At 63.9% G+C, this 14365-nt stretch carries 13 protein-coding genes; 4 read left to right on the forward strand and 9 right to left on the reverse strand.

The genetic code is table 11. The features are described from left to right. Nucleotides 1-3: 3 nt before the first annotated feature. Nucleotides 4-726 (reverse strand): ComF family protein, encoded by a 723-nt coding sequence (locus EI545_RS10620; protein WP_125325452.1) that lies wholly within the window; start codon nucleotides 724-726, stop codon nucleotides 4-6. 23 nt (nucleotides 727-749) lie between these two features. Here EI545_RS10620 and EI545_RS10625 point away from each other — a divergent pair, with 23 nt between their 5' ends. From EI545_RS10625 to EI545_RS10635, 3 genes are all read left to right on the forward strand, one after another. Next, nucleotides 750-1589, forward strand: coding sequence for a methyltransferase domain-containing protein (locus EI545_RS10625; RefSeq protein ID WP_125325453.1), 840 nt, complete (start codon nucleotides 750-752; stop codon nucleotides 1587-1589). Nucleotides 1590-1643: 54 nt separating this feature from the next. Then, nucleotides 1644-2744 (forward strand): ferrochelatase, encoded by a 1101-nt coding sequence (gene hemH / locus EI545_RS10630; RefSeq protein WP_125327386.1) that lies wholly within the window; start codon nucleotides 1644-1646, stop codon nucleotides 2742-2744. 169 nt (nucleotides 2745-2913) lie between these two features. Further along, nucleotides 2914-4461, forward strand: a complete 1548-nt coding sequence (locus EI545_RS10635) for a hypothetical protein (RefSeq protein WP_125325454.1) — start codon at nucleotides 2914-2916, stop codon at nucleotides 4459-4461. A gap of 118 nt (nucleotides 4462-4579) precedes the next feature. Here the strand turns inward: EI545_RS10635 and EI545_RS10640 are convergent, their stop codons facing one another. Further along, a complete protein-coding gene (locus tag EI545_RS10640) occupies nucleotides 4580-5173 on the reverse strand; it encodes a L,D-transpeptidase (protein ID WP_125325455.1) in 594 nt (197 codons plus the stop codon). A 174-nt stretch (nucleotides 5174-5347) separates the two neighbouring features. Between EI545_RS10640 and dalA the strand changes: the two genes are divergently transcribed. Beyond that, the gene (dalA, locus tag EI545_RS10645) at nucleotides 5348-5857 is read left to right on the forward strand and encodes a divisome-associated lipoprotein DalA (RefSeq protein WP_125325456.1); all 510 of its coding nucleotides are present in this window, start codon (nucleotides 5348-5350) and stop codon (nucleotides 5855-5857) included. A gap of 36 nt (nucleotides 5858-5893) precedes the next feature. On the opposite strand, the gene EI545_RS10650 is transcribed toward dalA, so the two are convergent. From EI545_RS10650 to hslO, 7 genes are all read right to left on the reverse strand, one after another. Next, nucleotides 5894-6388 carry a L,D-transpeptidase family protein gene (locus tag EI545_RS10650; RefSeq protein ID WP_125325457.1) on the reverse strand — a complete coding sequence of 165 codons (495 nt, stop codon included), beginning with the start codon at nucleotides 6386-6388 and terminating at the stop codon, nucleotides 5894-5896. A 91-nt stretch (nucleotides 6389-6479) separates the two neighbouring features. Next, a complete protein-coding gene (locus tag EI545_RS10655; protein WP_125325458.1) occupies nucleotides 6480-7697 on the reverse strand; it encodes a class I SAM-dependent RNA methyltransferase in 1218 nt (405 codons plus the stop codon). Beyond that, nucleotides 7694-9547: an ABC transporter ATP-binding protein gene (locus EI545_RS10660; RefSeq protein ID WP_245989948.1), complete on the reverse strand. Its 1854-nt coding sequence runs from the start codon at nucleotides 9545-9547 to the stop codon at nucleotides 7694-7696. Before EI545_RS10660 ends, EI545_RS10655 begins: the two co-directional genes overlap by 4 nt. Next, nucleotides 9544-11391 (reverse strand): ABC transporter ATP-binding protein, encoded by a 1848-nt coding sequence (locus tag EI545_RS10665; RefSeq protein WP_125325459.1) that lies wholly within the window; start codon nucleotides 11389-11391, stop codon nucleotides 9544-9546. The genes EI545_RS10660 and EI545_RS10665 overlap by 4 nt, the downstream gene beginning before the upstream one ends. 177 nt (nucleotides 11392-11568) lie before the next feature. Next, nucleotides 11569-12714, reverse strand: coding sequence for a CCA tRNA nucleotidyltransferase (locus EI545_RS10670; RefSeq protein ID WP_125325460.1), 1146 nt, complete (start codon nucleotides 12712-12714; stop codon nucleotides 11569-11571). After that, nucleotides 12711-13310, reverse strand: coding sequence for a CoA pyrophosphatase (locus tag EI545_RS10675; protein WP_125325461.1), 600 nt, complete (start codon nucleotides 13308-13310; stop codon nucleotides 12711-12713). Before EI545_RS10675 ends, EI545_RS10670 begins: the two co-directional genes overlap by 4 nt. Then, nucleotides 13307-14308 (reverse strand): Hsp33 family molecular chaperone HslO, encoded by a 1002-nt coding sequence (gene hslO / locus EI545_RS10680; protein WP_125325462.1) that lies wholly within the window; start codon nucleotides 14306-14308, stop codon nucleotides 13307-13309. The genes EI545_RS10675 and hslO overlap by 4 nt, the downstream gene beginning before the upstream one ends. Between the last annotated feature and the right edge of the window lie 57 nt (nucleotides 14309-14365).

Genomic DNA, 14365 nt, shown 5'->3' on the forward strand with positions numbered 1-14365 from the left:
GTTTCATGCATCTTTCGCAACGCGTGCCAGCGACACCACGTTCACCGACCGCGCCCCTGCTGAAAAAAGCGCCTCTGTCGCGGCAGAAAACGTGGCGCCCGAGGTCATGACGTCATCGACCAGCAGGATATCGCGGTTCTCCACCACCGCCTGCCGCCGCTTTGGCACCAAGAACGCGCCTACAAGGTTGGCAAAACGCCCGTCGCGGGTCTTGCCTTCCTGCGTTCCGGTCGGCCTTTGGCGGATCAGGGCATCCGGACAATGATCCAGCCCCGCCGCCCTTGCCACCACCTTGGACAGCAGCGCCGCCTGATTGTACTTGCGCCGAAACAGCCGGAACCAGTGCAGCGGAACCGGCACGACAAGCGCCCCGGGCAGGATGACCGGCTTTGCCACTTTGACCATCCATACCCCGGCAGGGCGCGCAAGGTCCATCCGGTCGCCGTGCTTCAACGCCAGCACCAGGCTGCGCGCGTTGTCACGGTACAGCAGGGCAGACCGCCCCTGCCCCCAAGGCCGCGCGATGGTCATGCAATCATCGCAGATCACACGCTCACCCGTGTCAGACCCCGGCAAGGGCGCGCCGCATTGGTCACAAACCAGACCGCCGATGAAGGGCGTCTCGCGCCAGCAATCGCTGCACAGGCCGAAGTCGCTGGTCACCGGGTCCCCGCAACTGATGCAGGATGGCGGGTAAAGCAGATGCAGCGCGGCTTGCATTCCCATATCCGCCCCCTAATGTCCCCACGATGACCGCACCCCCACGCCTGACCGACCGGCCGGCCCTGCTGCGCCAGCGCGCCCGCGCCCGCCAGATGCCGGGCCATGACGACGCGCTGTTCCTGCACCGCGCCGCCTTTGACGACCTTCAGGAAAGGCTGATTGAGGTTAACAGAACCTTTACAGCGCCGGCGGTCGTGACAGGATTTCCCGAAATCTGGGGCAAGATCGGCAGGGATGCCCGGCTGGTCGAGGATTCCGAGACACTGGGCCTTGCCGCCGGCGCGCACGATCTTGTGATCCACGCCATGGGCCTTCACTGGGCGGACGATCCTTTGGGTCAACTTGTGCAATGCCGTCACGCTTTGCGACCGGATGGGCTGTTCATCGCGGTTCTTCTTGGGGATCGGACCTTGCACGAACTGCGGGCAAGCCTCGCCGAGGCTGAAAGCATGGTCGCTGGCGGGCTGTCGCCCCGGGTGCTGCCCATGGCCGAAATCCGTGATCTGGGCGCATTGATGCAGCGCGCGGGCTTTGCCCTGCCAGTGGCTGACAGCTTTGCCCAGACGGTCCACTACAGCAGCTTTGCGACCCTCTGTGCCGACTTGCGCGCGATGGGGGAAACCAACGCCCTGGCCGCACGCCTCCGCCGCTTTACCGGCAAGTCGGTGATGGCTGCGACCGAAGCGATCTATCGCGCCAACTTCGCCACCCCTGATGATCGGCTGGTCGCGACCTTCGACCTTGTGTTCCTGACCGGTTGGGCGCCGCATGACAGCCAGCAAAAGCCCCTCAGGCCCGGCAGCGCGCGGCAAAGGCTGGCCGACGCGCTTGGTGTTCCCGAAGAACCTTTGCCCAAGGGCGGTTGACCCGACCGCCACAGCCTATATGTCCCCGCAATGGACAAATCGGAAAGACGCACCATGCTGGATGCAAGGCCCTCGGAAGCGGTTGGCGTACAGGTGAACCCGGGTGAGGGGCGGTTGACCCATGCCCCCGGCACCCATCCCCCGGTACGGAAGGCGAAGATCGGGGTGCTGCTGGCCAACCTCGGCACGCCGGACAACTATGACTACTGGTCGATGCGGCGCTACTTGAACGAGTTTTTGTCGGACAAGCGGGTGGTCGATTATTCCAGCTGGCTGTGGCAACCGCTGTTGCAGTTGATCATCCTGACCAAGCGCCCCTTTTCCTCCGGCGCGAACTACAAGCTGATCTGGAACCACGATCTGAACGAAAGCCCCTTGCTGACCATCACCAAGGCCCAGACCGCCGCAATCGCCGAAACCATCGCCGCGCGGCATGGGGCCGAGATCGTGGTCGACTACTGCATGCGCTATGGCAACCCGTCGACCGAATCGAAGGTGCGCGCCATGGTCGAGGCGGGGTGCGAGAAGATCCTGTTCTTCCCGCTGTACCCACATTACGCCGGGGCAACCTCGGCCACCGCGAATGACCAATTCTTCCGCGCCCTGATGAAGGAAAAGCGCCAGCCCGCCGTGCGGACCGTGCCGGAGTATTTCGACCACCCGCTTTACATCGACGCGCTGGCCCAGTCCGTGACCACCGCCTATGCCCAGCTTGACCACACCCCCGACGTGCTGGTGGCCAGCTACCACGGCATGCCGCAGCGCTATCTGATGGAGGGCGACCCCTACCATTGCCAATGCGCCAAGACCTCACGCCTTTTGCGGGAACGGCTGGGGTGGGAGAAGGGGTCAATCGACACGACCTTCCAGTCGGTCTTTGGGCCAGAGGAATGGCTGAAACCCTACACGGTGGAGCATGTGGCCGAACTGGCGAAGGCCGGGAAAAAGCGGATCGCGGTCATGGCGCCGGCGTTCAGTGCCGACTGCATCGAGACGCTGGAAGAGATCAACGGCGAGATCCGCGAGGCTTTTGAACATGCGGGCGGCGAGAGCTTTACCTATATCCCCTGCCTGAACGATGACGCCGCCCATATCGAGGCGCTGGTGACCGTGATCGAGGAAAACCTGACCGGCTGGCTGCCACGGCTGGAGTGATGTCCCGGGCAGGGCAGGTTTCATTTGTGAACGATTTCAACGGGATATAATGCCACGTTAGTCTGGCGTTAATCTATTCTGGAATTGGAGCGCGCCTTTCTGGGTGCGATGTTTTGCGTCTTGCAGCGCTGTCGTAATCCTTGAACCATGCGGCGGTGAGGGTTGGCCAATGATCTGGAACAATGCGCAACGTGCCGCGGCTGTCGGCGTCGTTTTCTGGCTTCTGGCATCGGGCGCTCGGGCCGACCCCTGCATTCTGCCTATCACTGGCGAAGAACCGTTGAGCGAAGTCGAGATGGAACAGCCCGGACGGCTGGCCTGGAACCCGCTTACCCTGCCTGGCTATGATGGGCTGTTGCTTCGACCGATCAATCGGCCCAGCGATGGCAATTTCTATCAGATCGTCGGCACGACCTATCGGAAGATGGCGGAGCCGGCCGCCGGGTCCAACATCATTGACGATGAGATACGGATCGCCCGTGGTGGAGACATCTTTTTGGGTAGCAGGGAGATTTGGCATCTGCCGAAAGGCTCAAACGAATGGCGGCAAGTCCCCGGTAGGGACAGCTTTTCGCTTACGGCCTATGACGAGGGGACACAGGACCTTTATGTCGGCCTTGGCCGGGGTGCCCCGTCCCTGCGTTGGGATGGCGCGGCGTTCGTCCCCACCGGGCCAATGCCGACCGCGTTTGATGATGCGACATCATCCCTTGCGCCAGAGGGCGTGCCCCGCGCGATACGGACGCTGCCCAAGGCCGGTGGCACCTTCGCTGTGGCAATCGACTGGTACAACGAAGGTTGGCGCAGCCTTTGGTTTCGTCCGTTCGGCGGCGATTGGTCCTTGATCGCGAACAGGGCCGACCTTGACACTTTGGCGCCGGGGCTTGTGTTTCCGGGGCCATTCCGTGACGCCGATGTCAGCGATGACGGAGACACCGTCCGCCTGTTTGCAGGCCATCCACGCGAGGCGAGCGTCCTTCTGCAGCGGTATCATGACGGATGGAGGCTAGAGGCGGCCGCACCGTTCGAGGACTGGGTGACGCATGAACCGTCGGGTATGCGCATCGCCTTGATCGGTGAAACGACACAGCGGCTGTCAGAGCGCTATCTGTGGTTCTTCGAACGACCGGTCGAACCGGAACCGCCGGTGTTCCACAGCCTTGGTCCCGGAACACTGGTGCCATCGCCATTGCCGGACATCAAGGTAGCGGGCGAAAAGATCGGAAACGGCATCCATTACAGCGTTCGGGTTACCAAAATACCCGGCATTGACCCGCTGTTGATCAGAACCGCAGATGGCTGGCATACCTTCGAAGGTGCTGGTGCAACGGCGTTGGCGACACTGACCACCGATCTTGTCGGTGAACAGGCCATCATCCGCAAAGTTGGGCCGAGCGTGCTGGTTCAGTCGTCCAAGGGCGTATTTCGGTTGAGCGACGCCCTGATTGCCGAACGGATAGAGACGTTTCCACATCCCGAACCGTTCCCGTCATCAGTATGGATCGAGTATCTGGATCACGCTGGAATCTACGTCACAGGCAGGTCACTGAGCTATGTGATCTATACTTCGGATGATCTGGTGGCGTTTTCGCCGGTCCAGTCTCGGGTGATGATCAAAAGTCTGGCCGCCCCGCTTCCAGACCGACCCGGCCTGCTGCTGCTTGGGCCGGATGGGCTTTATTCCTTTGAAGCGGATTGTGCGCCTGAGGAAGATTAGGCTGCCAACACTGCCGGTCTCCCAATCCTGCCTGTCCCAAGGCAGCAGGCCCACGACAAAAGAAAAGGACCGCTGCCCTGTAAGGCAACGGTCCCGGCAAGTGCCCGTGGCAAAGGCCTCAGATCAGGATCACCTGGGTGCCGACCTTGGCCATCTCGAACAGCTCTTCGATGTGTTCGTTGTAAAGGCCGACGCAGCCGTTCGACGACTTCCGGCCGATCTTGCGGGTGTCGTGGGTGCCGTGGATCCGGTAGTAGGTCCACGACAGATACAGCGCGCGGGTGCCAAGCGGGTTGTCCTTCGCGCCGCCTTCGACGACGTCCGGCCATTCGGGGTTGCGCAGCTTCATCGCCGGGGTCGGGCGCCATGGTGGGTTGACCACTTTCTGCACCACCTCGCACCGGCCGCGGCGGGTGAGGTCTTCGGTCAGCGGTACGGAAGACGGGTAAAGCCGGTAGATCGACTGATCCTCAGACCAGAAGTGCAGCGCCCGCGAGGTCAGGTCGACCAGAATGGCCCCGTTGCGGGTGTTGTCGAAATAGTCCTGCCATTGCAGCATCCGGAAGCTGGACGCGTTGTTCCGCACGGTGCTTGACACCGGTGCCTGAAATTCCGTGCTGTCTTCCAACGCGAAGGCCGGCATTGCCGCCAGACCGGCAACCCCGACCGCACCACCCAAGAGAGCGCGTCGGCTGATCGGATCGTTCGCCATGGAAATACTCCTGCAGATGGCTCTTTCTGGCGGCGTATAGCGCTTTCTTGGCGTAACGGCAATTCAAACAGCTGTCAGCTTCCGCCGATCGGCAGAAGCCCGTTTGAACCTGCCGCGCGCTTTCGCTATGGAGAAGCGAACCGCCGCGACGCGCGGCATGAACTGGTGGACGCGATGGAAAGACGGATGTTTCTGCTGACGGGCGTGGGCCTTGCGCTTTCAGCCTGCGCGCCTTCGGCGCCAACGTTGGGTGCGGATGGCCGGCCCCTGCCGCGCGTCTACGAGATCAAACCCGGAGATGAGCAGGTGATTTCATTCCGCTTGCTGGATTCGGTGAACACGCTGCGGGCAGCGCGGTCGCTGCCGCAGCTGACCTTTGACGCCCGGCTGAACGCCGCCGCCGCCACGCATTCGCGCGATATGTCGGTGCAGAACCGGCCTTGGCACTTCGGGTCTGACGGGTCGTCGCCACTCGTCCGGGTGCAGCGCAGCGGCTATACCGGCCGGCTGGTGGGCGAATTGATTTCGGAAACCTACGAGACCGAGCTTGAGACGCTGTCGACCTGGATGGCCCAGCCCGATACGCGCGCCATCATCATGGATCCGGCGGCACGGTTCATGGGATTTGCATGGTTCCAAGAGCCCAGCGGCAAGATCTGGTGGACGGTGGTCACCGGAGCCTGATCAAGGCAACCTTCACTTCGGTCTACCGATCGCCCGTCAGGGCAGGATGTAGATTGGAGTGCCGGGTTCCACCATGGAGTACACATCCTCCATTTCCCTGTCGGTCACGGCAACGCAGCCTTCGGTCCAGTCCCGCCGGGAGATTGGCCGCCGTGGGCCGCCATGGATGAAGATATCACCCCCCGGCGCTTTCCCTTGTGCCTCGGCAAAGGCGATGTCCTGTTCATTCGGATAGGACACCCGTAGCGACAGGTGGAAGTTCGAGTTCGGGTTCTTGTGGGTGATGTAGTAAAGCCCCTCGGGCGTTTTGCCGTCACCCTCGAACTGCTTGTGGCCGCCGGGGGCGAAGCCCAGCGCGATGTCGTAGGATTCCAGCACGCGGTCATTGTGGAGCAGGTACATCTTGCGGTCGGCCTTGTGGACCTGAACCTGCGTGACCTCTGGCCCGTTGTACCTGCGGAACTTGGGGTCCCCACAGGCGGCAAGGCCCAGCGCCATCACCAGAACAACCATCAAACGTAGAAACCGCATACCTGCCCGTCCTGCTTCTTTTTTTCGATCACTTACAGGAATTTGCCGTGGCTGCCTAGCAAAACGGTCGGCCACTTGGATCACGGATCTGTCAGGCAGACCGGCTGAACCGGGCCGCCAGTTCCACATGGGTGGACCAGCGGAACTGGTCGACGACCTGCACCCAATCAAGGTGGTAGCCCGCTGCGATCAGGGTCTTGGCGTCGCGGGCGAAGGTGACCGGGTTGCAGGACACCGCCGCGATCACCGGGATGCTGGAGCGGGCCAGCGCCGCAATCTGCGCTTCGGCCCCGGCGCGGGGCGGGTCGATCACGGCGGCGGTGAAGGGCTTCAGCTCATCGGGTTCCAGCGGGCGGCGGAACAGGTCGCGCGCCTCGGTGGTGACGCGGCGGAGGTTCTGGGTGTGGCGGGCGCCAAGTTCCAGCGCGGCGATCATCGCCTTGTCGCCTTCGACGGCGTGGACTTCCGCCTCGGCCGCGAGGGGCAGGGCGAAGGTTCCGACGCCGGAGAAGAGGTCAACGATGCGCTTTTGCGGGCCAAGGGCGGTGCGGACGGCTGACAGAAGGGCGGCTTCGCCCTCCGCCGTCGCTTGCAGGAAGGCCCCTGCGGGTGGGACGACCGTTGCCGTGCCAAAGGTCTGGGCCGGGCGGTCGCGCAGGGCGATGGTTTCGCCATTCCAAGTCAGGCGCGAAAAGCCGTGGGCTTCGACAGCCCGGGCAAGTTCAAGCTGCAGGGCGCTGTCGAGCGGTTTGCCACCGGTGACGACGACATCCACGCCGCCCCGGGTCGTGGTGATCTGCAGCGACAGTTCGGCGGAGCGGGAACCACCAAGGGTGACTAAAGCCTCCAGCCCCGGAAAGGCGGCCAAAAGCTGGGGGTCAAGCAGTTGGCAGTCAGGGACCGCGACAAGGGTGTCTGACCCACGGGCATGAAAGCCAAGCAGCGCGCCCGATTTGGTGCGGCGGGCCGACAGGGTGGCGCGGCGGCGGGTCTTGGCGGGGGAGGTGACGATTGGATGGAAGGCGGCGGTCAGCCCCTGAGCAGACAGCGCGGTTTCGACGACCTGCTGTTTCCAGCTGGCGACGAAACTGTCAGCGGCATGCTGCAACTGGCAGCCGCCACAGGTGCGGGCATGGCGGCACGGGGGTTTCACGCGGTTGGGCGAGGGGGTCAGGATCCTGACGTCGGTCAGGCGGTCACCGTCAAAGGTGCCTTCGACCACCTCACCCGGCAGGACGCCCTGCACGAAGACGGGCCCCTCGGCGATACCGTCGCCGTGGTGGCCTAGGCGGTCGATGGTCAGGATCACTCTGCCGCTTCCTGTTCGTCTTCAGTGCCGATGAAGCCGCCTGATTGACGCTTCCAGTAGCGGGCGTAAAGGCCGTCCTGCGCCAGAAGGTCGTCATGGCTGCCGATTTCGACGATCCGGCCACGGTCAAGGACGATGATCCGGTCCATCGCGGCGATGGTGGACAGACGGTGGGCGATGGCAAGGACGGTCTTGCCGACCATCACGCGGCTGAGCGCCTCTTGGATCGAGGCTTCGACTTCGCTGTCCAGCGCGCTGGTCGCTTCGTCCAGCACAAGGATCGGCGCGTCCTTCAGGAAGGCGCGGGCAAGGGCGATGCGCTGGCGCTGGCCGCCGGAAAGCTTGACCCCACGTTCGCCAAGGAAGGCGGCGTAGCCCTTGCGGTTCTGGTGATCGGCCATGCCGGTGATGAAGTCATCCGCCTCGGCAGCCTTGGCGGCGGCGATGATTTCCTCCTCCGACGCCTCGGGGCGGCCGTAGGCGATGTTGTCGCGGGCCGACCGGTTGAACATCGCGGTTTCCTGCGTGACCATGCCGATCTGGCGGCGCAGGGATTCCTGCGTGACGTGGCGGAGGTCCTTGCCGTCGATGGCAATCGTCCCCTCTTCCGGGTCGTAAAGCCGCAGAAGCAGCGAGACGAGCGAGGATTTCCCCGCGCCCGATGCGCCGACGATGCCCAGCTTTTCCCCTGCGCGGATGGTCAGGTTGATGCCCTGCACCCCGCCGCGTTCGCGGCCATAGGCGAAGGTCACGTTGTCAAAGGTGATCTCACCCTTGACGCGTGGCAGGGCCACGGCGTCGGGTGTGTCGGTCAGCGTGTGGGGGGCAGACAGCGTGCGCATGCCGTCTTCAACTTCACCCACGCTGGTGTAGATCGACATCAGCGTAAAGCTCACCCAGCCCGACATCTGCGCGATGCGCATGGCGATGGCACCGGCGGCGGCAATCTCACCAGCGCTGGCTTGTCCCTGCTGCCACAGCATGACTGTGCCGCCGATCAGGAGGACGGGAAGCACCCCGGCCAGCAGCATCAGGCTGAAGCGGAACCAGGTGGAAATCACGCCGAATTCAAGCGAGCGGTCGCGGAACACCTCCATCGCGTCAAGGGCCACGCGGTCCTCGAAAGCGGCATGGGCGAAAAGCTTTACCGTCTTGATGTTGGTGATCGTGTCCACCACCTGCCCCGACACCATCGCCCGCGACGAGGCCCGGGCGGCGGAGTTCTTGCGGATCATCGGCATGAAAAAGCGGATGAGGAAGATGTAGGCGACGAGCCAGACCAGCAACGCCCCGGCAACCCGCAAGTCGACCAGAATCAGGAAGGCCACCGACCCGATGACCGAGGCAAGGGCGAAGCAGACGGTGTTGATGACTTCGGTCGCGACATCGGTGACGGCACGGGCGGCCTGCATCTGCTTTTGCGCGATGCGACCGGCAAAGTCGTTGTCGAAGAAGGTGACCGCCTGCCCCAGCGTCCAGCGATGCAGGCGCGACAAGACCAAAGGCATCACGTTTGGCCCGATGACGATGCTGTTGGACGCTGAGGATATGGCAAAGGCCAGCGGACGCAGGATCAGGTAAAAGGCCAGGAACCAAGCCATCAGCGACCAATGGTCGGTGAAGAAGGCACTGGGGCTGGTGGTGACGGCGGCATCCACCACCCAGCCAAGGATCAGGGCAGAGACAACCTCGGTCACCCCGGCCAGCGACGACAGCACCCCGGCCAGGACCAGCATCGGCCATGACCCGGCCAGACACCAGCGCATGAAGGCGCCAAGGCTTTGCGGCGGGCTGCCTTCCGCGGGGCGGAAGGCATCGATCGCATCGCCAAGACGGATCAGGGAAGTCACTCTGCCGCGTCCTCTTCCAGACCGATGAACCCGCCGGATTGACGTGCCCAGAATCTGGCATATAGCCCGTTCTGCCGCAAAAGCACGGCATGTGGGCCATCTTCCGCCACCTGACCATCTTCCAGAACGACGATCCGGTCCATGGCCGCAATGGTAGACAGCCTGTGCGCAATGGCGATCACGGTCTTTCCGGCCATGACGCCATAGAGCGCCTCTTGAATGGCGGCCTCGGCCTCGGAATCCAGCGCAGAGGTGGCTTCGTCAAGGATCAGGATCGGCGCATCCTTCAGGATCACGCGCGCCAGCGCCACCCGCTGCCGCTGGCCACCCGACAGTTTCACCCCCCGTTCGCCGACATGCGCATCATAGCCGGTGCGGCCCTGCGGGTCCTCCAGCGTCAGGATGAAATCATGCGCTTCGGCCTTTTTCGCCGCGGCGATCATGTCTGCTTCGGTCGCGTCAGGGCGGCCATAGAGGATGTTGTCGCGGACCGACCGGTGCAGCAGCGACGAATCCTGCTGCACCATGCCGATCTTCTGCCGCAGGCTTTCCTGCGTCACGTCACCGATGTTCTGCCCGTCAATCAGGATTTCCCCGGATTCCGTGTCGTAGAACCGCAGGATCAGCTTGACCAAGGTGGATTTCCCCGCCCCGGACCGCCCGACAACGCCGATTTTTTCACCGGGCCGGACTGTCAGGCTGATGTTCTTCAACCCGCCGAACCCCCGACCATAGTGGTGGCTGACATCCCGCAATTCCAGCAGCCCGTCCTGAAACCGAAGCGGCTTGGCTGCAGGCCTGTCGACCAGCGTGATGGGCTGGGCAATGGTCTGCATCCCCTCGGCCAGCGTGCCAAGGTTCTGCACGAGGTTGGTGGAGGCCCACATGATCCAGTAGGTCATGGAGTTGATGCGCAGCACCAGCGCCACCGCCGCCGCGACCACGCCGACCGTAGCGCTGCCCTGCACCCAGAACCACAGCGCCAGCCCGCCGACACCCATGATCATCAACCCGTTCAGGAAGGTCAGCGCCACGTCCATCTTGGTGACGATGCGCATTTCGGTCTGCAGGGTTTGGCGGGACTTCTCGATCGCCTCCTTGGCGTAGTTCAGTTCGCTGTCCTGATGCGCGAACAGCTTGACCGAATGGATGTTGGTATAGCTGTCTACCACCCGGCCAGTGACGGCCGACCGCGCATCGCTTGCCGCGGTCGAGGCGGGGCCCGCGCGGCGGATGGTCCAGCGCATCAGGGCGATGTAGCCGACCACCCAGAGGAGCAAGGGCACCATCAGCCGGGGGTCAGCCTCGAACAGCATCAAAAGCGCGCCGATGAAGGTGGCGGCGGCAAAGGCGGCCATGTCGAAGACCTGGAACACCGCCTCACCCGCCGCCGGGGGGGCTTGCATGATGCGGTTGGCGATGCGGCCAGCGAAATCGCTTTCGAACCAGCCGACAGGCTGGCGCAGGACATGCCGGTGCGCCCGCCAGCGCATCATCGTGCCGAAGTTCGTCAGGATGGTGTTGTGCAGCAGGCCGACCGACCCGCCTGCAACCAACGGCCGGACAAACAGGATGACAAAGGCCACGACCAGCAATTCGACCCAATGCGCGGCCATGAAGGCTGCGGGAGTCTGGCCGGTCATCAGGTCAACCAGACGGCCGAGGTACCAGATCAGGCCGACGTCCAGCACCGCATTGCCGACTGAAAACAGCGCGGTGACAGCGAAGACGCTTTTGAACGGCTGGACGTAATCCTTCAGGAACGGCCAAAGCCGGGTGGGCGGGGCGTCCTGTTCAACATAGGGCTGATAAGGATCAACGAGGTTTTCGAAGAAACGAAACATGGGGGGAACCCGAAGATAAGTGCGGCGATGGGGTGAAGCGGTGCCTGCAAGCGACCGCCACGACGGGACTGGTCAGCTCAGGCTGAGCGAAACGAAATCCCGTGGTCCATGCCGATCTCCTTCTTGGGTGCGGGTTTGGTAGCGCACCCGGGGCGGATTGTCACGCCCCTTTCGGGGTCAGGAATTCAAGAGGTCATCGCGCGTGGCGGTCAGGCCAGAGGCGAGCCATCGCGCCTCCATCGCCTTGAGCCTTTGGCCCAGCGCTTCGCCTTGGAGGTCGGGCATCAGGTCGGCGGCGGTGATGGGGAAGGTGGCGGCAGCACCCCGGTCAACCTCAGCCTGCCAGCCTTGTGGCGGCGGGGTGCCGAAGCTGGCGGCGCGGGCAAGGACGGCGTCGGTGGCAAGCGTAGGGCCGTGGTGCCAGGCAAGGGCGGCGGGGCTGTCGGTGGCGGCGATGGCGTCGCGTAGGGCGGTCAGATCGCGCGCCTCGCTTCGGGACAGGCGGAGCGCGGTTTCCACATCCGCGCCGCCCAGCACGGCAAGACGGCGCAGCCAGCGTGGCGCGGCATCACCCTCCAGATGAATGAGCGGGGCGAGCGCGCGAGGGTCCGCGCCCGGCAAGACCTGGGCCAGAACGCCCGACACAGCCATGGCCGCCACGGCGGGTGCCGGGTCAGCCGCGCCAAGCAGTTTGCGCAGTTCGGCGCCGATGCGTTCGCGGGAAATCGTCTCTAACCCCGCCGAAAGCGCGGCGCAGGCGGCAAGACCTTCGGCGTCGAGGCCGTGACCCGGGTCTCCATAGGCCGCGTGAAAGCGGAAGAAGCGCAGGATCCTCAGGTAGTCCTCGCGGATGCGGGTTTCCGGGTCGCCGACAAAGCGGACATGGCGGGCCTGCAGGTCGGGCAGGCCGTTCAGCGGATCGAACACCTGCCCCCGAGCGTCGGCGTAAAGCGCGTTCATCGTGAAGTCGCGGCGGGCGGCGTCCTCTTCGATCTGCGTGGAAAAGGCGACCACGGCGCGGCGACCGTCGGTTTCGACATCGCGGCGGAAGGTCGTCACCTCATGTGGCAGGCCATGAGCGATGACGGTGACTGTCCCATGGTCGATACCGGTGGGCACCACCTTGAAATTGGCGTTTTCTGCAATGTTCGACACGTTTTCGGGTATCGCATCCGTTGCCAGATCGACATCCGAAACCGGCACGCCAAGCAGCGCGTTGCGGACACAACCGCCGACAAACAGCGCCCGATGGCCCGCCGCTTCAAGCGCGGCACAAAGGGCCTGCGTCCCCGGATGATCCAGCCAGTTGCCCGAAACTTTCATTCCCGCATCCGATCTGCCAACCCGCGCAGGATACGCGCGGTGGCCCCCCAGATGTAATACGGCCCATAGGGCACGGCGTAGTAGCGCCGCCATTCCCCCATCCAGCGCCGCCGCTGGACGGTGAACATCGCCGGGTCAAGGACGTGGGACAAAGGGACCGTGAAGACCTCATCCACCTCACCCGCTTCGGGGGTCGGGGTGAAATCGCCATGGAGCAGGCCGATGAATGGGGTGATGGAAAAGCCGGTGACTGTCTGATGCAACGGTAGCGTGCCGATCACCTGAACGCGGGCGGGATCAAGCCCGATCTCTTCCCGCGTCTCGCGCAGGGCGGCGGCTTCGGGACCTGCATCGCCCGCATCCACCTTGCCACCGGGAAAGGCAATCTGGCCGGGGTGATGCTTAAGATGCGAAGACCGCTTGGTCAGGATCAGCGCCGCCCCGTCTGGCCGCAGCCAGACCGGCAGCAGGACTGCTGCCGGCCTCAAGGGTTTGTCGGCCGGCGGCTTGATCGCGGAGTTCAGGTCAAAGTCCGAGGACGGCCCGGCCGAACGGGACAGCGCGCGCCGCAATCCCGCTTCGACCCCGTCCGTCATTCTGCCTGTTCGCCCTTGGCGATGGTGCCTTCAAACCCAAGGGTTTTGGGATCAAGCTCGTAATGCGCGCCGCAGAACTGGCAATCGGCGGTGACGATGCCTGCGTCGGTCGTCATCTTGGCGATGTCTTTCTGGCTGTAGATCGACATGGTGTTCACCACCTTGTCGGCCGAGCACGAACAGCCAAAGCGCACGGGCTGGGCATCGAACACCCGGGGGCCCTCTTCATGGAACAAGCGGACCAGCAGGCTGGTAGGCTCCACCGAGGGGCCGATCATCTCCAACTCCTCGACCGTGTCGAGGAGGAGGTTGGCCCGCGTCCAATTCTCCGAATCGGCACCGGAGAGGATGTCGGCATGGGTCAACAGACCGCCCTCGCCGCTGCCCTGATCGGCGGCGACACCGCCCATGGCTGGCATGTGCTGCAGCATCATCCCGCCCGCCCGCCAATGCGCGGGGCGGCCGGGTTCGGTGCTGCGCCCGAAGGCGACAGAGAACCGTGTGGGGATCTGTTCGGACTGGGCAAAGTAAGTCTCGGCACAGGCGGAAAGCGAGCCACCGGCGATGGGGGTGAAGCCCTGATAGGGGGTCATCCCTTCGCCCTGATCCAGCATGACGGCGAAATACCCTTCGCCGATCTGGCTGAAGGGGTTGTCGGTTTCTTCAAGCCTTTCAGCGTCATAGCTGGCGTAGGCGCGGATCCGGGCGGGTTCGCCATCGGCGGTCGGGCCGTAGTAATCGGTGGCGATCAGACGGGCAGCACCCTTGCCGCGCACCTGAAGCGACAGCTTCCAGCGCAGCTTGACCGCCTGGCCGATCAGCGCGGTCAGAAGCGCGGTTTCAGCGACCAGCGCCTCGATCACCGGGGGGTAGGCGTGTTGTTTCAGCACCTGATCCAGCACCCCGTCCAGCCGCGCGACGCGGCCACGGATGCCCGAGGCGTCAAGTTGAAATGGCAGGACGGTATCGTCCCAGGCGATTTGCGAACCAATGGTCATGAGATTTCCTGAAGCTGCCAAAGCTGGCATATCGCGGCTATATAGTCACATCAACCG

The sequence above is a fragment of the Tabrizicola piscis genome, assembly GCF_003940805.1.
In the GTDB taxonomy this organism is placed as follows: Bacteria; Pseudomonadota; Alphaproteobacteria; order Rhodobacterales; family Rhodobacteraceae; genus Tabrizicola; species Tabrizicola piscis.